We start from the raw sequence: 19,261 nt of genomic DNA, 5'->3' as shown, positions 1-19,261 counted from the left end.
AGTCGCATCTTGATAGGCAAGCGGTTCGCATAACCCTCAACGATGGAAGCCACCATGACGCGCCCGAATATCCTGTTCATCATGGCCGACCAGATGGCCGCGCCCTTGCTGCCGATCTACGCCTCTTCGCCGATCCAGATGCCGCACCTGAGCCGCCTTGCCGAACAGGCGGTGGTGTTCGACTCGGCTTACTGCAACAGCCCGTTGTGCGCGCCGTCGCGCTTTACCCTGGTCAGCGGCCAGTTGCCCAGTCGCATCGGCGCCTACGACAACGCCGCCGACTTCCCCGCCGATGTGCCGACCTACGCCCACTATCTGCGCCGCCTTGGCTACCGCACCGCGCTGTCGGGCAAGATGCACTTCTGCGGCCCGGACCAGCTGCATGGCTACGAAGAACGCCTGACCAGCGACATCTACCCCGCCGACTACGGCTGGGCGGTGAACTGGGATGAGCCGGACGTGCGCCCGAGCTGGTATCACAACATGTCCTCGGTACTGCAGGCCGGCCCGTGCGTGCGCACCAACCAGCTGGATTTCGATGAGGAAGTGGTGTTCAAGGCGCGCCAGTACCTGTACGACCATGTGCGCGAAAACGATGGCCGACCGTTCTGCCTGACCGTGTCGATGACCCACCCGCACGACCCCTACACCATCCCCCGGCGCTATTGGGATCGCTACGAGGGTGTGGATATCCCCATGCCCCGCGCCGAATTCGACCAGGCAGAACTCGACCCGCACTCACAGCGCCTGCTGAAGGTCTACGACCTGTGGAACAAGCCGCTGCCTGTGGACAAGATCCGTGACGCCCGCCGTGCCTACTTCGGCGCCTGCAGCTACATCGATGACAATATCGGCCTGCTGCTGCAGACCCTGGAGGAATGCAACCTGGCCGACGACACCCTGATCGTGTTCTCCGGCGACCACGGCGACATGCTTGGCGAGCGTGGCCTCTGGTACAAGATGCACTGGTTCGAGATGTCGGCGCGGGTGCCGCTGCTGGTGCACGCGCCGAAGCGCTTCGCGCCAGCCCGGGTCAGTGCCTCGGTGTCTACCTGCGACCTGCTGCCGACCCTGGTCGAGCTGGCCGGAGGTGCTGTGGATAACCACCTGCACCTGGATGGCCGCTCGCTGGTCGGCCACCTGCAAGGGCAGGGCGGCCATGACGAAGTGATCGGCGAATACATGGCCGAAGGCACCGTCGGCCCGCTGATGATGATCCGCCGCGGGCCGTACAAGTTCGTGTACAGCGAAGACGACCCATGCCTACTCTATGACCTGAGCCGCGACCCGCACGAGCGGGAGAACCTCACCGGCAGCCCGGAACACCAAGCGCTGCTGCAGGCATTTGTCGATGAAGCACAGCAACGTTGGGATATCCCCAGCCTGCGCCAGCAGGTTCTTGCCAGCCAGCGGCGCCGCCGCCTGGTGGCCGAGGCGCTGGCCATCGGCAAGCTGAAAAGCTGGGACCACCAACCGTTGGTGGATGCCAGCCAACAGTACATGCGCAACCACATCGATCTCGACGACCTCGAGCGCAAGGCACGTTATCCACAGCCCGCCCCCCTGGATTGAGAAAAGAGGCCGCCATGTACAAGTTCTCCGCCGCCGTGTTCGCCCTGGCCCTGAGCCTGGGTACCGCCACGGCCCACGCCGCCGACAGCGACGCGCAATGCACCACCGTGAAGATGGCCGACCCCGGCTGGAGCGACATCGCCACGACCAACGCCTTGGCCCGCCTGCTTCTGGAAAGCCTGGGTTACCAGGTGAAAATCGACAGCCTGGCCGTGCCGATCATCTACGGCGGCCTCAAGGATGGCCGCGTCGATGCCTTCCTCGGCAACTGGATGCCGGCACAGCAGGGCTTTCATGACAAGTTCATCGCCAACGGCGATGTGCAGCAGCTTTCACGCAACCTGGAAGGAACCGAGTTCACCCTGGCAGTGCCCGACTATGTGTGGAATGCCGGGGTGAAGGATTTTGCCGACTTGCAGAAACACGCCGACCAGTTCGACAAGAAGCTGTACGGGATCGGTTCCGGGGCACCGGCCAACCTGTCGTTGAAGGAAATCATCGACAAGAATGAATTCAACCTCGGCCAGTGGAAGCTGGTGGAGTCCAGCGAGCAGGCGATGCTGGCGCAGGTCGACCGGGCGGTGAAGAAACAGCAGTTCATCACCTTCCTCGGCTGGACCCCGCACCCGATGAACGTGAAGCTGAAGATGCATTACCTGAGCGGCGGGGAAAAATGGTTTGGCAGCAAGGGCGAGGTGTATACCCTGACCCGCAAGGGTTATCCACAAGCCTGCCCGAATGCGGCCAAGCTGCTGGGCAACCTGAAGTTCACGCTGGACATGGAAAACACCATCATGGCCGAAGTTGTGGACAAGAAGATCAGCTTCGATGATGCGGCCAAGGCTTGGCTGAAGGCGCACCCCGAGTTGCTGGAAGGGTGGTTGGCCGGGGTGACGACCAAGGCCGATGGCAATGCGCTGGAGGCCGTCAAAGCCAAACTGTAACCTCACAAGCAAAACCTCTATCCCTGTGGGAGCGGGCATGCCCGCGAACACCGGCGAAGCCGGTGCCATCCAACGCGGCGGCTTCTTCGCGGGCGCGCCCGCTCCCACAGGGATTGGCGAAACAGTAAGGAATGTGGATAACCCATGCATCGCCTCACTCACCTGCTGCCCTTCCTCTCCTGGCTCCCCCGCCAATCGGGCCGCAGCCTGCGCCAGGACCTGCTGGTGGGCCTGAGCGGTGCAATCCTCGCCCTGCCGCAATCCATCGCCTATGCCCTGATCGCCGGCCTGCCGGCCGAATACGGGCTGTACGCCGCCATCGTGCCAGTGCTGATCGCCTGCCTGTGGGGCTCGTCCTGGCACCTGATCTGTGGCCCGACGGCTGCCATCTCCATCGTCCTCTACGCCAGCATCAGCCCGCTGGCCGTGGCCGGCAGCGCCGACTATGTCACCTTGGTGCTGCTGCTGACCTTCCTCGGCGGCATCTTCCAGTTGCTGCTGGGGCTTTTGCGCTTCGGCGCACTGGTCAATTTCGTCTCCCATTCCGTGGTGCTCGGCTTCACCCTGGGCGCCGCTGTCGTCATTGCCCTGGGCCAGCTGCCCAACCTGCTGGGCATGGACCTGCCAAGCCAGGCCACGGCGCTGAAGACCGTGCAGGACCTGGCCAGCCATGCCGGCGAGGTCGACCTGCCGTCCTTGATTCTGGGCCTGGCCACAGTGGCGATCGGCGTGGCCTTCAAGCTCTGGCGCCCACGCTGGCCCAGCCTGTTGATAAGCCTGATTTTGGTAAGCCTGCTGGCCTGGCTGCTGCCTGGGTTCTTTGGCCATGTGCCGCGTGTGCCGGCATTCACCGGCCAACTGCCACCCTTCAGCCCACTGCCCTTGCTGGATGTGGAACTGATCCTGCGCCTGCTGCCCAGCGCCGTGGCAGTGGGCATGCTCGGGTTGGTCACCAGTCTGTCGATTGCCCGCTCGTTGTCGGCACGTTCAGAGCAGTTGATCGACGCAGACCAGGAAATACGCGCACAGGGCCTGTCGAACATCGTCGGTGCGTTTTTCTCTGGCTACCTGTCTTCCGGCTCCTTCACCCGCTCCGGGCTGAGCTACGACGCCGGCGCCCGCTCGCCCATGGCCGGGGTATTCTCGGCGCTGTGGGTGGCGGTGTTCGCCGTTGCCGGGGCCGGTCTGATCGCGCACCTGCCGATTCCGGCCATGGCCGGCAGCATCCTGCTGATCTGCTGGGGGTTGGTGGACCACCGGGGGATTCGTGCGCTGTTCCGGGTCAGCCGCTCGGAGTTTCTGGTAATGGCGCTGACGGCGGCAGCGACCTTGTTGCTGGAGCTGCAGACGGCGATCTATGCCGGAGTGCTGGCGTCGCTGTTCTTCTATCTGAAGCGCACCTCGCGGCCACGGGTGCAACAAAGCCGTGAAGGGGAGGCGGACGTGCTGCGGGTGGGCGGGTCGATCTTCTTTGGTGCGGCGCATTACCTGCAGGTGCGCTTGCAGCGCTGCCAGGGGCCGCATGTGGTGATCGATGCGCGGCAGGTGAACTTCATCGATTACTCGGGTGTGGATATGTTGCACCGCGAGGCGCGGCGGTTGCGGCGGGCGGGGGGGAGTCTGACCCTGCACCGGGCCAGGCCGCAGGTGATCGAGGAATTGCAGAAGCTGGAAGGGGTGGAGTTGTGCCCGATCCGGTTTGAGGAGTGAGGCTGAGATATTGGGGCTGCTTTGCAGCCCATCGCAGGCAAGCCAGCTCCTACAGGGACAGCGCCGGCCTCAGGCCTTGTGATATCCCTGTGGGAGCTGGCTTGCCTGCGATGGGCCGCAAAGCGGCCCCCAACAATCTCAGCCCCGAGCCAGCTGCCGGCGCAACTCAGCCAACACTGGCGCCGTATCCGGCCGCACCCCACGCCAGATAAAGAACGCCTCAGCCGCCTGCTCAGCCAGCATCCCCAGCCCATCCAGCACCTTGGCCGCCCCCAGCTTCTCTGCCCACTGGCAAAACGGCGTAGGCTCCTTGCCATACATCATGTCGTAGCAAACCGTGCGCCCCGCCTCGACCAGGCTGTCGGCAATCGGCGGCAACTCACCGGCCAGGCTCGCCGAGGTGGCATTTATGATCACATCCACCGGTTCCTGCAACCAGGCAAACCCGCTGGCTACCACCGGCCCCAGCTCATCGAACTCACGCGCCAGCTGCTCGGCCTTCTCCACAGTCCGGTTGGCAATCACCAGCGACTGCGGCTTGTGCGCCAGGATCGGCTCCAGCACGCCACGCACCGCGCCACCAGCACCCAGGATCAGAATGCGTTTGCCCGCCAGCTCGACCCCCGCATTCACCGTCAGGTCGCGCACCAGGCCAGCGCCATCGGTGTTGTCGCCCTGCAGGCTGCCATCGGCCAGCTTGCTCAGCGTGTTCACCGCGCCAGCGCGCTGGGCACGCGGGGTCAGGCTGTCGCACAGGCGGAAGGCCTCTTCCTTGAACGGCACGGTGACGTTGCCACCGCGGCCTTGCTTGAAGAAGCCGCGCGCGCAGTCGCTGAACTCGTCCAGCGGCGCCAGCAGGGTGGCGTATTCCAGGTCCTGGCCAGTCTGTTCGGCGAACAGGCGATGGATCAGCGGCGACTTGCTGTGGCCGATGGGGTTACCAAAAACGACATACTGGTCCATGACGGCTCCTTGATTGTCCACAGGCTTACTGGCCGAGCCAGTCGCGGTCCTGCAGGAAGTACTCGGTCAGGCGCGCTTCTTCACTGCCGGGCGCGGCCTTCCAGTCGTAGCCCCAGCGCACCTGCGGCGGCAGCGACATGAGGATGGACTCGGTGCGGCCACCGGACTGCAGGCCGAACAGGGTGCCACGGTCGTAGACCAGGTTGAACTCCACGTAGCGGCCACGGCGGTATTCCTGGAACTCGCGCTGCTGCGGGGTGTAAGGGGTGTCCTTGCGGCGCTGGATGATCGGCAGGTAGGCGTTGACGTAGGCGTCGCCGATGGCGCGGATGAAGGCGAAGCAGGTGTCGAAGTCCCACTCGTTCAGGTCATCGAAGAACAGGCCACCGATGCCGCGTGGCTCGCCACGGTGCTTGAGGTGGAAGTAGCGGTCGCACCAGGCCTTGTAGCGCGGGTACACGTCGGCGCCGAACGGCGCGCAGGCCTGCTCGGCCACACGGTGCCAGTGAATGCAGTCTTCTTCATTGCCGTAGTACGGGGTCAGGTCGAAGCCGCCGCCGAACCACCAGACAGCCTCTTCACCTTCCTTTTCGGCAATGAAGAAGCGCACGTTGGCGTGGGAAGTGGGCACATGCGGGTTGTGCGGGTGGATCACCAGCGACACGCCCAGGGCCTCGAAGCCACGGCCCGCCAGCTCGGGGCGGTGGGCACTGGCCGACGGCGGCAGACCAGCGCCGAACACGTGGGAAAAGTTGACCCCGCCTTTCTCGATCACCTTGCCATCGCCGATCACCCGCGTGCGGCCCCCGCCACCGGCTTCGCGCACCCAGGCGTCCTCGACGAAGCGGGCGCCGCCGTCTTCAGCTTCGAGGGCAGAGCAGATGCGGTCTTGCAGGTCGAGCAGGTAGGCTTTCACGGCCTCGGTGCGGCTAGTCATCGGGTCACCAGGAACGGGCAGGGAAGAATTCGCCGCGTAGCATACCACCCCCAGCCCGCGCGCCGCAGTTGACGGCGATCAAGCAAAGGCGTCCGATAGAAGGCCTTTCCCGACCCATACGACAGGAGTGCGAGATGGCCAAGCGTATCCAGTTCAGCCAGCATGGCGGCCCGGAAGTGCTGCAGTTTGTGGAGTTCGAACCTGCCCCGCCAGGGCCACAGCAGGTGCGTGTGCGTAACCATGCGATCGGCCTGAACTTCATCGATACCTACTTCCGCAGCGGGCTGTATGCGCCGCCATCCCTGCCTTCGGGGCTGGGCACTGAAGCGGCTGGCGTGGTCGAGGCCGTGGGCGAGGGCGTGACCCGGCTGAAAGTGGGTGACCGCGTGGCCCATGCCGGCGGCCCGCTGGGCGCGTATAGCGAGGTGCACACGCTGCCGGAAGCCAACCTGGTGAAGCTGCCCGACAACATCAGCTTCGAGCAGGCGGCAGCGGTGATGCTCAAGGGTTTGACCGTGCAGTACCTGCTGAAGCAGACCTATGAGGTGAAGGCGGGTGACGTGATCCTGTTCCACGCAGCAGCTGGCGGCGTGGGTTCGTTGGCGTGCCAGTGGGCCAAGGCCTTGGGCGCCAAGCTGATCGGGACCGTGAGCTCTGCCGAGAAGGCCGAGCGGGCCAAGGCGCTGGGGGCGTGGGCGACCATCGACTACAGCCGTGAAGACGTGGCCCAGCGGGTGCTGGAGCTGACCGACGGCAAGAAATGCCCGGTGGTGTATGACGGTGTGGGTGCCGACACCTGGCTGACCTCGCTGGACTGCCTGCAGCCGCGCGGGTTGATGGTGAGCTTTGGCAATGCCTCGGGAGCAGTGAGCGGGGTGAACCTGGGTATCCTGGCGCAGAAGGGCTCGCTGTATGTGACCCGGCCGACGTTGGCGACCTATGCCAACAATGCCGAGAATACCCAGGCCATGGCCGATGACCTGTTTGCGATGATTGGTAGCGGCAAGCTGGTTGTGGATATCCAACAGCGGTATCCGCTGAGTGAGGCGGCCAAGGCACAGGCGGAGCTGTCGGCTCGGCGGACTGTGGGTTCCACAATTCTGCTTCCTTGAGTTCACTCCCACAGGTACTGCGTCGGCGTTGAATACAGCGCTATCCCTGTGGGAGCGGGCATGCCCGCGAAGCAAGCACCGCGGTGCATGGCACCGGCTGCGCCGGTGTTCGCGGGCGCGCCCGCTCCCACAGGTACTGCGTCGGCCTTGAATATGGCGCTATGCCTGTGGGGGACGGGTGGTTGGTATCGACTCGATACCATCGAGAATCGCCTCCACCAATCCCTCCGCCAATTCAATGGAATGCAGGCTCGACCAATACATGCCACGGCCTTCTTCGCGCAGGTACTCGAGGGCTTTCGAGCCCGTTTCGTAGGCGCCTCGCAGATACAGAGCTACATGAACCAAGGCGTCCTCGGCGGAAATGTTCGGGTTTACGGTGAACAGCGGTTCGTGGCCGGCGTCGCAGCGGCCGAAGGGGCGGGTGGATGTGCAGGGTAGGGGTGGATCGGGGACAATCTTCTTCATCACTAGATCTCGCTTCATGGCACCACCCAGTCGTTACCACACGAATAGGTGGCAGCTGTACGCAGGGTGGTAAACCGGGTGGGAGATCTAAAACCCAGCAGGCACGAAGCCTCCTGCGAACAGCCGCCATGGACTGCCAAGATCACCCAGAACCCGGGTTACCACACCCGATCGCCGAGTTATTCGGCGACGGCTGAAGCCTAAGGGCAGAGGTTCCCACTGAGAAGGTGATGGCAGAGGACGCGGCTCGTAGGATATTTCCCAAGCCACAAGCTGGACAGCCATTCGAGACAAAATCAGAAAAATCTGCGGGGTTCTGGGGCCGCTTTGCGGCCCAATCGCCGGCAAGCCAGCTCCCACAAGGTCCAGCATTGCCTTCAAGCCTTGTGAAATCCCTGTGGGAGCTGGCTTGCCGGCGATCGAGGGCGAAGCCCTCGCCAGCGGTATCAGCCCGGGCGAACGACTTCGCCAGTCACCAGGTCACGGATCACACTCGGGTTCTTCCTTCCACCCAATGCCCCGCCCAGTACCAGATCCAGCTGCCCATGGAAGTACTGCTCCACCCGCAACCGGGTCTTCGCCGCCGGGCGCCCGCCCGGGTTGCACGAAGTGGAAATCAACGGCCCCACCAACGCACACAGCTCGCGCACCAACGGGTGGTCGCTGACCCGCAGCGCCACGGTGTCATGCTCCCCGGTCACCCACTCGGGCAACAGGTTCTGGTGCGGTACCAGCCAGGTGTTCGGCCCCGGCCAGGTGCTGCCCATGCGGTCGATCCAGTCTTCGGGGAAATCCTCGAACAAGAAGTCGAACTGGCGGATGTTGTCGGCTACCAGGATCAGGCCTTTATCCACTGGCCGCGACTTCAGCGCCAGCAGGCGATACACCGCGTCCTCGTTCCACGGGTCGCAGCCCAGGCCCCAGACCGCTTCCGTAGGGTAGGCGATCACTGCGCCCGCCCGGATCTCACGTGCGGCTTGTTGCACACGAAAACTGCTCACCATTTCTGTTACTCCGCCTATATACCTTGCTTGTGAGCAGTGTACTTAGCCCGCGCGGGCAAACCAACGCCCGGCTTCATTGCTGACCCGGCCTTCCAGCTCCAGTTCGGTCAGCTGCGCCAGCACGTCGGCCAGCGGCAGCTCGCTGCAGTGGGCCAGGCTTTCGCTGGTTTGTGGCGCAGCATGCAGCAGGGCGAGCAGGGGATGGTCGAATTTATCCACAACCGCAGGCGGCAGGTTCTGCCAGCCCTGCAGGCTTTCCAATATCTGCTCCACGCTCTCCACCAGCAGCGCGCCGTCACGGATCAACTGGTGGCAGCCCTTGGCACCGGGGTGGTGAATGGAGCCCGGTATGGCATACACCTCGCGGCCTTGCTCGGCAGCCAGCCGCGCGGTGATTAGCGAACCACTGGCCAGGCTGGCCTCGACCACCAGCACGCCCAGCGACAGGCCACTGATGATGCGATTGCGCTGCGGGAAGTTGCCGGGCAGCGGCCCGGCATCCAGCGGGTACTCGGAAACCAGCGCGCTACCATTGTCGATCATCGCTTGCGCAAGCGACTTGTGGCGCTGTGGATAAAGTTTTTGCAACCCCGTACCGAGCACGCCAACCGTGCCCCCACCAGCCTGCAATGCGGCCCGATGAGCGGCACCGTCGATGCCCACGGCCAAGCCGCTGGTAATGGTGAAACCGGCCTGCGCCAGGTAGCGGGAAAATGCCGCAGCAGTATCGAGCGCCGGGGGTGAAGCACGCCTGCTGCCCACAATTGCCAGCTGTGGGCGCTCGAGCAAGGCCGGGTTGCCAGCGACGAAAAGCAGCGGAGGGGCATCGTCGATTTCCGCCAATAGTGGCGGGTAGCCAGGGCCATCCCACATCAGTAAATGCTGGCCCGGGCGCTCTAACCAGGCCATTGCAGCCAGTGCACCCTCACGTACTTCGGCACTGCGCCGGGCATCGATAGTGGCCTGTGGTATGCCCAATGCGCGCCACGCGCCGGCCGGTGCGCACAGTGCCGAAGAGGCACTGCCAAAGGCATCCAGCAAGGTGTTAAAACGACGCAATCCCGTTTCCGGCAGCCGGTGCAGGCGTAATCGCGCCTCCAGTTCGGCAGGCGGAAGAGGCGACGAATGGTAGGTCTGCATGGGGATCATCCTTGATCGTATTGGGGCCATCGACGTGGCAAAAACTGTGGATAACTTTGTTGATAACGCTTTGACAACCTGTCCATCGAATGGGCTATAAGCGGCCCTTGAAAACCCTAGCCGAGCTTTGCCAGGTGCTGAAATCCCCGTTTCCCTTTATTATGTGTGCTCAGTTTTCAACCGAACGCACAGTGACTGCCTGACCTTATGGCCATCTTGAACATTCTCGAATTCCCGGACCCGCGCCTGCGCACCATCGCCAAGCCGGTGACGGTGTTCGACGACGCCCTGCGTCAGCTGATCGACGACATGTTTGAAACCATGTACGAAGCCCCTGGCATCGGCCTGGCCGCCACCCAGGTCAACGTGCACCAGCAGGTCGTGGTCATGGACCTCAGTGAAGACCGCAGCGAGCCGCGCGTCTTCATCAACCCCACAGTCGAAGAGCTGACCCATGACATGGGCCAGTACCAGGAAGGCTGCCTGTCGGTACCTGGCTTCTACGAGAACGTCGACCGCCCGCTGCGTGTGCGGGTCAAGGCCCAGGACCGCGACGGCAAGCCATACGAGCTGGAGTGCGAAGGCCTGCTGGCGGTGTGCGTACAGCACGAATTCGATCACCTCAACGGCAAGCTGTTCGTCGACTACCTGTCGCAGCTCAAGCGCGACCGGATCAAGAAAAAGCTGGAAAAGCAGCACCGCCAGCAAGCCTGATCCCCACCTTCCAGAAGGCTTGCTCCGGCAAGCCTTTTTCTTTTTTGAAGCGAGAACTCCATGCGCATCGTCTTTGCAGGCACTCCAGAGTTTGCCGCCGAACACCTCAAGGCCCTGCTCGACAGCCCGTACGAGATCGTGGCCGTCTACACCCAGCCCGACCGCCCGGCCGGCCGCGGCCAGAAGCTGATGCCGAGCGCGGTCAAGCAACTGGCTGTGGCCCATGACATCCCGGTGTTCCAGCCGCCGACCCTGCGCAACGCCGAAGCCCAGGCCGAACTGGCCGCGCTGAAGCCGGACCTGATGGTGGTGGTCGCCTATGGCCTGATCCTGCCGCAGGTGGTGCTGGATATCCCGCGCCTGGGCTGCATCAACAGCCATGCCTCCCTGCTGCCACGCTGGCGCGGTGCCGCACCGATCCAGCGCGCCGTGGAAGCCGGCGACGCCGAGAGCGGTGTGACCGTGATGCGTATGGAAGCGGGCCTGGATACCGGCCCGATGCTGCTCAAGGTGGTCACCCCGATCAGCGCCGAAGACACCGGCGGCAGCCTGCACGACCGCTTGGCCGAGATGGGCCCGCCCGCAGTCGTACAAGCCATCGCCGGCCTGGCCGATGGTTCGCTGCACGGTGAAGTGCAGGACGATGCCCTGGCCACCTACGCGCACAAGCTGAACAAGGACGAAGCACGCATCGACTGGAGCCGCCCGGCCGTCGAGCTGGAACGCCTGATCCGTGCCTTCAACCCGTGGCCGGTTTGCCACAGCACCCTCGATGGCGAAAGCGTGAAAGTGCTGGCCGCCAACTTGTCCACAGCGACAGGCACCCCCGGCGAGATCCTCTCCGCCAGCAAGGACGGCCTGGTGGTCGCCTGCGGTGATCAGGCGCTGAGCCTGACCCGCCTGCAACTGCCCGGCGGCAAGCCGCTGAACTTCAGCGACCTGTTCAACAGCCGTCGCGAGAAATTCGCCAGCGGCAAGGTGCTGGGCCAATGAACCCACGCCTCGCCGCCGCCCGTGCCCTTGCCGCTGTGCTCAGTGGCAAGGCCTCGCTGAACAGCTCGCTGCCGGCGCAACTGGACAAGGTCGATGAACGCGACCGCGGCCTGACCCAGGACCTGGCGTTCGGCACCGCGCGCTGGCAGCCACGCCTCGACCTGCTGGCCGCGCAGCTGCTGCAGAAGCCGTTCAAGGCCGCCGATGCCGATGTGCAGGCGCTGCTGCTGGTCGGCCTGTACCAGCTGTTCTACAGCCGTATCCCGGCCCACGCGGCCATCGGCGAGACCGTCGGCTGTGCCGACAAGCTGAAGAAGCCGTGGGCCAAGGGCCTGCTCAACGCCGTGCTGCGCCGCGCCCAACGCGAAGGCGAAGAATTGCTGGCCGGCATGGAACGCGACCCGGTGGTACGCACCGCCCACCCGCGCTGGCTGCAGAAGTCGCTCAAGGCCTTCTGGCCGGAGCAGTGGGAAGCCATCTGCGCCGCCAACAACGCCCACCCGCCGATGATCCTGCGGGTCAACCGTCGCCACCACAGCCGCGATGCCTACCTGGCACTGCTGGCCGAGGCAGGTATTGGCGCCAGCGCCTGCCAGTACAGCCGTGACGGTATCGTGTTGGCCGAAGCCTGCGACGTGCGCGGCCTGCCAGGCTTTGCCGAAGGCTGGGTGAGCGTGCAGGACGAAGCCGCGCAGCTGTCCGCCGACCTGCTGGAACTGGCCCCCGGCCAGCGCGTGCTCGACGCCTGCTGTGCACCAGGCGGCAAGACCTGCCACCTGCTGGAAGCCGAAGCCGGCCTGGCCCACGTGGTGGCCATCGACCTCGAAGCCAAGCGCCTGACCCGCGTGCGCGAGAACCTCGACCGCCTGCAACTGGACGCCGAGCTGATCGCCTGCGATGCCCGCGACACCGCCAGCTGGTGGGACGGCAAGCCGTTCCAGCGCATCCTGCTCGACGCACCGTGCTCGGCCACCGGCGTGATCCGCCGTCACCCGGACATCAAGCTGACCCGTCAGGCCGACGACATCCCGGCCCTGGCCACGCTGCAAGGCGAGCTGCTCGATGCCCTGTGGCCGACCCTGGAAGTGGGCGGAATGCTGCTGTACGCAACCTGCTCCAGCCTGCCGACCGAGAACACCGAAGTGATCGATGCCTTCCTCGCCCGCACCCCGGGCGCCCGTGAGCTGGACCTGGCCACCGAAGCCGGCCTGCGCCAGCCCCACGGCCGCCAGTTGCTGGCCCAGGAAGGCGGCCACGACGGTTTCTACTATGCCAAGCTGATCAAGATCGCCGCCTCGCGCGGATAAGAACAAAAGGTAGGGAGTAGCGGATGAAGATCATCATCCTCGGCGCAGGGCAGGTAGGCGGTACGCTGGCGGAGCACCTGGCCAGCGAAGCCAACGACATCACCGTGGTCGACACGGACGGCGACCGCCTGCGCGACCTGGGCGACCGCCTGGACATCCGCACCGTGCAAGGCCGCGGCTCGCTGCCTACGGTGCTGCGCCAGGCCGGTGCCGACGACGCCGACATGCTGGTGGCGGTAACCAACAGTGACGAGACTAACATGGTCGCCTGCCAGGTGGCCTATTCGCTGTTCCACACGCCGACCAAGATCGCCCGGGTGCGCGAGTCGGCCTACCTGACCCGCGAAGAGCTGTTCGACAACGACCATATCCCGGTCGACGTCCTGATCAGCCCCGAGCAGGTGGTGACCAACTACATCAAGCGCCTGATCGAGCACCCGGGCTCGCTGCAGGTAATCGACTTCGCCGAAGGCAAGGCCCAACTGGTGGCAGTGAAGGCGTACTACGGCGGCCCGCTGGTAGGTCAGCAACTGCGCCAGATCCGCGCGCACATGCCCAACGTCGACACCCGCGTGGCGGCCATCTTCCGCCGCGACCGCCCGATCACCCCGCGGGGCGACACGGTGATCGAAGCCGACGACGAAGTGTTCTTCATCGCCGCGAAGAAGGACATCCGCGCGGTGATGGGTGAGCTGCGCCGTATCGACGAAACCAACAAACGTGTGGTCATCGCCGGTGGCGGGCAGATCGGCGAACGCCTGGCCGAGGCTATCGAAAGCCGCTACCAGGTGAAGATCATCGAGATGAGTCCGGCCCGTTGCCGACACCTTTCCGACACCCTGGAAAGCACCGTGGTGCTGCAGGGCAGCGCCTCGGACAAGGACCTGATGCTGGAGGAGAACATCGCCGACGCCGACATCTTCCTGGCCCTGACCAACGACGACGAGGCCAACATCATGTCGTCGCTGCTGGCCAAGCGCCTGGGTGCGCGCAAGGTGATGACCATCATCAACAACCCGGCCTATGTCGACCTGGTGCAGGGTGGCGACATCGACATCGCCATCAGCCCGCAGCTGGCCACCATCGGCACCTTGCTGGCGCACGTGCGCCGGGGCGACATCGTCAGCGTGCACTCGCTGCGCCGTGGCGCTGCCGAAGCTATCGAAGCGGTGGCGCACGGGGATTCGAAGTCGAGCAAGGTGGTCGGCAAGGCGATCGAAGACATCGCCCTGCCGCCGGGCACTACCATCGGCGCGATCATTCGTGACGAAGAGGTGATGATTGCCCACGACGACACCATGATCGAATCGGGCGACCATGTGATCCTGTTCGTTGTGGATAAAAAGCATATTCGGGATGTGGAGAAGCTGTTCCACGTCGGCTTGAGTTTCTTCTAGGAGCACAGGGCATGCGCGAATCGCTGGAGAAGATGCTGGCCAAGGGTGTGGATAACCCGTTGTTGAGGTTCGGCCTGGGCAAGGCCTGGCTGGACGAAGGCAATGGTGCTGAAGCGGCAGTGCATCTGGCACGGTGCGTGGAACAGGACCCGAAGTACTCGGCGGCGTGGAAACTGCTGGGCAAGGCGCATCAGCAGCAGGGTGACCTGGCGGCGGCGCGCAAGGCCTGGGAGGAGGGGATCGTGGCGGCGCAGGCCCATGGGGACAAGCAGGCCGAGAAAGAGATGACCGTGTTTCTGAAGAAACTGAACAAGGTCTGAAATCGCCGGGGCTGCTTTGCAGCCCATCGCGACACAAGGCCGCTCCTACAGGAGACCGCGATCCCTTGTAGGAGCGGCCTTGTGTCGCGAAAGGGGCGCGAAGCGCCCCCAGAAATATCAGTACCAGCGCGGCTCGCCAGCCGGGCGCTTCTTGAAGCGCTTCATGCTCCACATGTACTGGCTCGGGTACTCGCGCACATAGCGCTCGACCACCTTGCTCATCGCCGCTGCCGACACGGTCACGTCGGTGCTGTACATCTCTTCCGGCGCCGCCTCCAGGAACACCTTGAAGCCCGAGCCATCCGGCAGCCGCAGGGCATGCAGGAACACCCCCACCGCCTTGCCCCCGGCCAGCATGTTCGGCACGAACTTGCTGGTCAGCGCCTGGGTACCCAGGAACGGCACGAACACCCCCGCCGACTCTGCCGGCTCCGGGTCGGCAGGAATACCTACCTGGCCACCACGGCGCACTTCCTTGATCACGCTGAGGATGCCTTCCTTGGTCGAAGGCGCCACGCGGTTGCCCATCTGCACCCGCTGCTCGCGCAGCAGGTCATCCACCGCCTTCAGCTTCGGCGGGCGGTAGAAGATGATCGGTTTGCACTGGTTGCAGTAGAAGTGGTTCAGCACTTCCCAGTTGCCCAGGTGGCTGGTGATGCCGACCACGCCCTTGCCCGAGGCCAGGGCCTGCTCCAGCACTTCCAGGCCATGCACTTCCTTGACCAGCTCCAGCGAGCGCTGCGGCGGCCAGATCCAGGCACAGGCACTTTCGACGAAGGATTTACCGATATCCTTCAACGCGCGGCCAACAAGCTGCTCGCGCTCGACCGGGTCCATCTCCGGGAAGCACTTGGCCAGGTTGATGCGCACGACATTGCGCGAGCCGTTGGGGACCTTCCACATCAGCCAGCCGATACCGGCGCCGACGCGCTGCACAGCGCCCCAGGGCAGCTTGGCAAACAGACGCAGCACCCCGACCATCAGGGCGCCCTTGAACTTTTCCACAGGCGAATTCCTTATTTCAGCAAGGCGCGCATTGTAACCCCTCAGCGCAACAAGGCGGCGTAGCGATCGCAATCGGTGGTGTGGTCCATGACCATGCCGGTGGCCTGCATGAAGGCATAGCAGATGGTCGGGCCAACGAACGTGAAGCCGGCTTTCTGCAGGGCTTTGCTCATCGCCTTGGCTTCATCGGTAACCGCTGGTACCTCGCTGCGGCCCGTGAAGTGGTTGATCTTCGGCGCACCACCAACGAATGACCAGAGCCAGTCGGCAGGGTTGTCCACAGCCAGCCAGGCCTGGGCATTGCGCCTGGCAGCCTTGAGCTTGAGGCGGTTGCGGATGATGCCGGCATCCTGCATCAGCTCCTCGATGCGTTCGTCGCTCATGACGGCGAGTTTCACCGGATCGAAGCCGTGCATCACCTCGCGATAACGCTCGCGCTTACGCAAAACGGTGATCCACGAAAGCCCTGCCTGGAACCCTTCGAGCAAAAGCATCTCGAACAGCAACGCCGGGTCACGCTGGGGCGTTCCCCATTCCTGGTCATGGTAGGCCTGGTACAACGGATCGTCGGTACACCAAAAGCAGCGTGGCATAAGGCTCCAATGAGTAGAGGGCGAGGCGAATCAGGTTATACTCCCGCTCTTTACATCCGCATCCCCAGATACAGGTGAATTTCGTGAGCCAGCCTACGCCAGCCGTGCGTACCTTCCAAGACCTGATCCTCGCCCTGCAGAACTACTGGGCCGAGCAAGGTTGTGTGGTGCTTCAGCCCTACGATATGGAAGTAGGCGCCGGCACTTTCCACACCGCTACATTCCTGCGCGCCGTGGGTCCAGAAACCTGGAACGCCGCCTATGTGCAGCCTAGCCGTCGCCCTGCCGACGGGCGGTATGGCGAAAACCCCAACCGCCTGCAGCACTACTACCAGTTCCAGGTGGTACTGAAGCCCAACCCGGCCAACTTCCAGGAGCTGTACCTCGGCTCGCTGAAAGCCATCGGCCTGGACCCGCTGGTCCACGACATTCGCTTCGTCGAAGACAACTGGGAGTCGCCGACCCTCGGCGCCTGGGGCCTGGGCTGGGAAATCTGGCTCAACGGCATGGAAGTCACCCAGTTCACCTACTTCCAGCAGGTAGGCGGTATCGAGTGCTACCCGGTCACCGGTGAAATCACCTACGGCCTGGAGCGCCTGGCCATGTACATCCAGGGCGTCGACTCGGTGTACGACCTGGTGTGGGCCGACGGCCCGTTCGGCAAGGTCACCTACGGTGACGTGTTCCACCAGAACGAGGTGGAGCAGTCGACCTACAACTTCGAGCACGCCAACGTCGAGAAGCTGTTCGAGCTGTTCGACTTCTACGAAAGCGAAGCCAACCGCCTGATCAAGCTGGACCTGCCGCTGCCGACCTATGAAATGGTGCTGAAGGCCTCGCACACCTTCAACCTGCTGGACGCCCGCCGTGCAATCTCGGTAACCGAGCGCCAGCGCTACATCCTGCGTGTACGTACCCTGGCCCGGGACGTGGCGCAAAGCTATCTGCAAGCCCGCGCACGCCTGGGCTTCCCGATGGCCACCCCTGAACTGCGTGACGAAGTGTTGGCTAAGCTGGAGGCTGCGCAATGAGTGCTCAAGATTTCCTGGTAGAACTGGGCACCGAAGAGCTGCCACCGAAGGCCCTCGCCAGCCTCGGCGAAGCCTTCCTGGCTGGTATCGAGAAAGGCCTGCAGGCCGCTGGCCTGAACTACACCGGCAAGCAGGTTTACGCCGCGCCGCGTCGCCTGGCCGTGCTGATCCGCCAGCTGGACGTGCAGCAGCCTGACCGCAGCATCAATATCGACGGCCCGCCCCTGCAGGCTGCTTTCAAAGACGGCGAGCCGACCCAGGCTGCCTTGGGCTTTGCCAAGAAATGCGGTGTGGATCTGTCGGAAATCGACCAGACCGGCGCCAAGCTGCGTTTCTCCCAGCACATCCCGGGCAAGGCCACCGCTGGCCTGCTGCCGACCATCGTCGAAGATTCGCTCAACGACCTGCCGATCCCCAAGCGCATGCGCTGGGCGGCCAGCCGTGAAGAGTTCGTGCGCCCGACCCAATGGCTGGTGATGCTGCTGGGCGACCAGGTGGTCGACTGCACCATCCTGTCGCAGAAGGCCGGCCGTGAATCCCGTGGCCACCGCTTCCACCACCCGGAAAACGTGGTCATCACCACCCCGGCCAACTACGTCGAAGACCTGCGCAAAGCCTACGTGCTGGCCGACTTCGCCGAGCGCCGCGAGCTGATCAGCAAGCGTACCGCCGAACTGGCCATGCAGCAGGAAGGCAGCGCTATCGTGCCGCCGGCACTGCTGGACGAAGTGACCGCCCTGGTCGAGTGGCCAGTGCCGCTGGTGTGCTCGTTCGAGGAGCGTTTCCTCGAAGTGCCGCAGGAAGCCCTGATCACCACCATGCAGGACAACCAGAAGTACTTCTGCCTGCTGGACAGCGAAGGCAAGCTGCTGCCGCGCTTCATCACCGTGGCCAACGTCGAAAGCCGCGACCCGAAGCAGATCGTGCAAGGCAACGAGAAGGTCGTGCGCCCACGCCTGACCGATGCCGAGTTCTTCTTCAAGCAGGACAAGAAGCAGCCGCTGGAAACCTTCAACGAGCGCCTGAAGAACGTGGTGTTCCAGGCTCAGCTGGGTACCGTCTACGACAAGGCCGAGCGCGTTTCCAGGCTGGCCGCCTTCATCGCCCCGCTGATCGGCGGCGACGCCCAGCGCGCCGGCCGTGCCGGCCTGCTGTCGAAGTGCGACCTGGCCACTGAGATGGTCGGCGAATTCCCTGAGATGCAGGGTGTTGCCGGTTACTACTACGCGCTCAACGACGGTGAGCCGGAAGATGTGGCCCTGGCCCTGAACGAGCAGTACATGCCGCGCGGTGCTGGCGCCGAGCTGCCGCAGACCCTCACCGGTGCTGCCGTGGCCATCGCCGACAAGCTCGACACCCTGGTCGGCATCTTCGGCATCGGCATGCTGCCTACCGGCAGCAAGGACCCGTACGCCCTGCGCCGTGCCGCCCTGGGCGTGCTGCGTATCCTGATCGAGAAGCAGCTGGACCTGGACCTGACCGGTGCGGTCGAGTTCGCGGTCAAGCAGTTCGGCGCCAAGGTCAAGGCCGCCGGCCTGGCCGAACAGGTGCTGGAGTTCATCTTCGACCGCCTGCGTGCGCGTTACGAAGACGAAGGCATCGACGTGGCCACCTACCTGTCGGTACGTGCCCTGCAGCCAGGTTCTGCCCTGGACTTCGACCAGCGCGTGCAAGCCGTACAAGCCTTCCGCAAGCTGCCGGAAGCCGAGGCCCTGGCCGCGGTGAACAAGCGCGTGTCGAACCTGCTGAGCAAGGCCGAAGGCGCCATCGCCGATCACGTCGAGCCGAAGTACTTCGACAACGCCAACGAGTTCTCCCTGTACTCGGCCATCCAGCAGGCCGACCAGGCCGTGCAACCGATGGCTGCTGCACGCCAGTACAGCGAATCGCTGGCCCGCCTGGCGGCCCTGCGTGACCCGGTCGACGCCTTCTTCGAGGCGGTGATGGTCAACGCCGAGGATGCCAAGGTACGCGCCAACCGTTATGCCCTGCTCAGCCGCCTGCGCGGCCTGTTCCTGGGCGTGGCCGACATTTCGCTGCTGGGGTAAGCC

18 protein-coding genes are annotated in these 19,261 nt (G+C 64.2%); 11 read left to right on the top strand and 7 right to left on the bottom strand.

From position 1 onward, the window contains the following. Positions 1-54 precede the first annotated feature (54 nt). From betC to C163_RS00150, 3 genes are all read left to right on the top strand, one after another. Positions 55-1,572, top strand: coding sequence for a choline-sulfatase (betC, locus tag C163_RS00160; RefSeq protein ID WP_025337193.1), 1,518 nt, complete (start codon positions 55-57; stop codon positions 1,570-1,572). A 14-nt stretch (positions 1,573-1,586) separates the two neighbouring features. Next, positions 1,587-2,516 carry a choline ABC transporter substrate-binding protein gene (gene choX, locus C163_RS00155; RefSeq protein WP_025337192.1) on the top strand — a complete coding sequence of 310 codons (930 nt, stop codon included), beginning with the start codon at positions 1,587-1,589 and terminating at the stop codon, positions 2,514-2,516. Positions 2,517-2,660: 144 nt separating this feature from the next. Next, entirely contained in the window at positions 2,661-4,226 is a 1,566-nt protein-coding gene (locus C163_RS00150) for a SulP family inorganic anion transporter (protein ID WP_025337191.1), read from the top strand. Positions 4,227-4,364: 138 nt separating this feature from the next. Here the strand turns inward: C163_RS00150 and aroE are convergent, their stop codons facing one another. Together aroE and hemF are read right to left on the bottom strand one after the other, a co-directional pair. Beyond that, entirely contained in the window at positions 4,365-5,189 is an 825-nt protein-coding gene (aroE, locus tag C163_RS00145; protein WP_025337190.1) for a shikimate dehydrogenase, read from the bottom strand. Positions 5,190-5,214: 25 nt separating this feature from the next. Continuing rightward, positions 5,215-6,126, bottom strand: coding sequence for an oxygen-dependent coproporphyrinogen oxidase (gene hemF / locus C163_RS00140; protein WP_019098072.1), 912 nt, complete (start codon positions 6,124-6,126; stop codon positions 5,215-5,217). Positions 6,127-6,260: 134 nt separating this feature from the next. Between hemF and C163_RS00135 the strand changes: the two genes are divergently transcribed. Next, the gene (locus tag C163_RS00135) at positions 6,261-7,238 is read left to right on the top strand and encodes an NADPH:quinone reductase (RefSeq protein WP_025337189.1); all 978 of its coding nucleotides are present in this window, start codon (positions 6,261-6,263) and stop codon (positions 7,236-7,238) included. Between the two features lie 159 nt (positions 7,239-7,397). On the opposite strand, the gene C163_RS00130 is transcribed toward C163_RS00135, so the two are convergent. From C163_RS00130 to dprA, 3 genes are all read right to left on the bottom strand, one after another. Continuing rightward, positions 7,398-7,706, bottom strand: a complete 309-nt coding sequence (locus C163_RS00130) for a hypothetical protein (protein WP_031324379.1) — start codon at positions 7,704-7,706, stop codon at positions 7,398-7,400. Positions 7,707-8,152: 446 nt separating this feature from the next. Further along, positions 8,153-8,710 carry an L-threonylcarbamoyladenylate synthase gene (locus tag C163_RS00125; protein ID WP_025337188.1) on the bottom strand — a complete coding sequence of 186 codons (558 nt, stop codon included), beginning with the start codon at positions 8,708-8,710 and terminating at the stop codon, positions 8,153-8,155. Positions 8,711-8,752: 42 nt separating this feature from the next. Further along, on the bottom strand, positions 8,753-9,850 hold the full coding sequence (gene dprA, locus C163_RS00120) for a DNA-processing protein DprA (protein ID WP_025337187.1): 1,098 nt from the start codon (positions 9,848-9,850) through the stop codon (positions 8,753-8,755). A gap of 207 nt (positions 9,851-10,057) precedes the next feature. Here dprA and def point away from each other — a divergent pair, with 207 nt between their 5' ends. Genes def through C163_RS00095 form a run of 5 tightly spaced genes read left to right on the top strand, consistent with a single transcriptional unit; the run spans position 10,058 to position 14,581 of the window. Beyond that, positions 10,058-10,564, top strand: a complete 507-nt coding sequence (def, locus tag C163_RS00115; protein ID WP_003260000.1) for a peptide deformylase — start codon at positions 10,058-10,060, stop codon at positions 10,562-10,564. A 60-nt stretch (positions 10,565-10,624) separates the two neighbouring features. Beyond that, positions 10,625-11,557: a methionyl-tRNA formyltransferase gene (gene fmt / locus C163_RS00110; RefSeq protein WP_025337186.1), complete on the top strand. Its 933-nt coding sequence runs from the start codon at positions 10,625-10,627 to the stop codon at positions 11,555-11,557. Continuing rightward, a complete protein-coding gene (rsmB, locus tag C163_RS00105; RefSeq protein WP_025337185.1) occupies positions 11,554-12,864 on the top strand; it encodes a 16S rRNA (cytosine(967)-C(5))-methyltransferase RsmB in 1,311 nt (436 codons plus the stop codon). The genes fmt and rsmB overlap by 4 nt, the downstream gene beginning before the upstream one ends. A 23-nt stretch (positions 12,865-12,887) precedes the next feature. Beyond that, positions 12,888-14,261, top strand: a complete 1,374-nt coding sequence (gene trkA / locus C163_RS00100; RefSeq protein WP_013970264.1) for a Trk system potassium transporter TrkA — start codon at positions 12,888-12,890, stop codon at positions 14,259-14,261. Positions 14,262-14,272: 11 nt separating this feature from the next. Further along, positions 14,273-14,581: a tetratricopeptide repeat protein gene (locus C163_RS00095; protein ID WP_025337184.1), complete on the top strand. Its 309-nt coding sequence runs from the start codon at positions 14,273-14,275 to the stop codon at positions 14,579-14,581. Between the two features lie 117 nt (positions 14,582-14,698). Here C163_RS00095 and C163_RS00090 read toward each other — a convergent pair whose 3' ends face one another. After that, positions 14,699-15,586: a lysophospholipid acyltransferase gene (locus tag C163_RS00090; protein ID WP_025337183.1), complete on the bottom strand. Its 888-nt coding sequence runs from the start codon at positions 15,584-15,586 to the stop codon at positions 14,699-14,701. A gap of 41 nt (positions 15,587-15,627) precedes the next feature. After that, positions 15,628-16,179 (bottom strand): DNA-3-methyladenine glycosylase I, encoded by a 552-nt coding sequence (locus C163_RS00085; RefSeq protein ID WP_003260004.1) that lies wholly within the window; start codon positions 16,177-16,179, stop codon positions 15,628-15,630. 83 nt (positions 16,180-16,262) lie between these two features. Between C163_RS00085 and glyQ the strand changes: the two genes are divergently transcribed. Both glyQ and glyS read left to right on the top strand, forming a co-directional pair. After that, complete coding sequence (gene glyQ / locus C163_RS00080; RefSeq protein WP_025337182.1) at positions 16,263-17,210, top strand: glycine--tRNA ligase subunit alpha; 948 nt, start codon at positions 16,263-16,265, stop codon at positions 17,208-17,210. After that, positions 17,207-19,258 (top strand): glycine--tRNA ligase subunit beta, encoded by a 2,052-nt coding sequence (glyS, locus tag C163_RS00075; protein ID WP_025337181.1) that lies wholly within the window; start codon positions 17,207-17,209, stop codon positions 19,256-19,258. The genes glyQ and glyS overlap by 4 nt, the downstream gene beginning before the upstream one ends. Positions 19,259-19,261: the final 3 nt, after the last annotated feature.

Source organism: Pseudomonas sp. FGI182, assembly GCF_000511325.1.
GTDB classification, from domain to species: domain Bacteria; phylum Pseudomonadota; class Gammaproteobacteria; order Pseudomonadales; family Pseudomonadaceae; genus Aquipseudomonas; species Aquipseudomonas putida_Z.
Note: the sequence above shows the minus strand (reverse complement) of the source record. Positions and strands in the feature narration are given on the sequence as shown.

What these genes read in the sequence shown, in the direction of transcription:
- hemF (WP_019098072.1), bottom strand. Translation starts at nt 6,126, where the DNA reads ATGACTAGCCGCACCGAGGCCGTGAAAGCCTACCTGCTCGACCTGCAA.
- rsmB (WP_025337185.1), top strand. Translation starts at nt 11,554, where the DNA reads ATGAACCCACGCCTCGCCGCCGCCCGTGCCCTTGCCGCTGTGCTCAGT.
- glyS (WP_025337181.1), top strand. Translation starts at nt 17,207, where the DNA reads ATGAGTGCTCAAGATTTCCTGGTAGAACTGGGCACCGAAGAGCTGCCA.
- fmt (WP_025337186.1), top strand. Translation starts at nt 10,625, where the DNA reads ATGCGCATCGTCTTTGCAGGCACTCCAGAGTTTGCCGCCGAACACCTC.
- trkA (WP_013970264.1), top strand. Translation starts at nt 12,888, where the DNA reads ATGAAGATCATCATCCTCGGCGCAGGGCAGGTAGGCGGTACGCTGGCG.
- def (WP_003260000.1), top strand. Translation starts at nt 10,058, where the DNA reads ATGGCCATCTTGAACATTCTCGAATTCCCGGACCCGCGCCTGCGCACC.
- C163_RS00150 (WP_025337191.1), top strand. Translation starts at nt 2,661, where the DNA reads ATGCATCGCCTCACTCACCTGCTGCCCTTCCTCTCCTGGCTCCCCCGC.
- C163_RS00130 (WP_031324379.1), bottom strand. Translation starts at nt 7,706, where the DNA reads ATGAAGAAGATTGTCCCCGATCCACCCCTACCCTGCACATCCACCCGC.
- dprA (WP_025337187.1), bottom strand. Translation starts at nt 9,850, where the DNA reads ATGCAGACCTACCATTCGTCGCCTCTTCCGCCTGCCGAACTGGAGGCG.
- betC (WP_025337193.1), top strand. Translation starts at nt 55, where the DNA reads ATGACGCGCCCGAATATCCTGTTCATCATGGCCGACCAGATGGCCGCG.
- C163_RS00095 (WP_025337184.1), top strand. Translation starts at nt 14,273, where the DNA reads ATGCGCGAATCGCTGGAGAAGATGCTGGCCAAGGGTGTGGATAACCCG.
- C163_RS00085 (WP_003260004.1), bottom strand. Translation starts at nt 16,179, where the DNA reads ATGCCACGCTGCTTTTGGTGTACCGACGATCCGTTGTACCAGGCCTAC.
- C163_RS00135 (WP_025337189.1), top strand. Translation starts at nt 6,261, where the DNA reads ATGGCCAAGCGTATCCAGTTCAGCCAGCATGGCGGCCCGGAAGTGCTG.
- choX (WP_025337192.1), top strand. Translation starts at nt 1,587, where the DNA reads ATGTACAAGTTCTCCGCCGCCGTGTTCGCCCTGGCCCTGAGCCTGGGT.
- C163_RS00125 (WP_025337188.1), bottom strand. Translation starts at nt 8,710, where the DNA reads ATGGTGAGCAGTTTTCGTGTGCAACAAGCCGCACGTGAGATCCGGGCG.
- aroE (WP_025337190.1), bottom strand. Translation starts at nt 5,189, where the DNA reads ATGGACCAGTATGTCGTTTTTGGTAACCCCATCGGCCACAGCAAGTCG.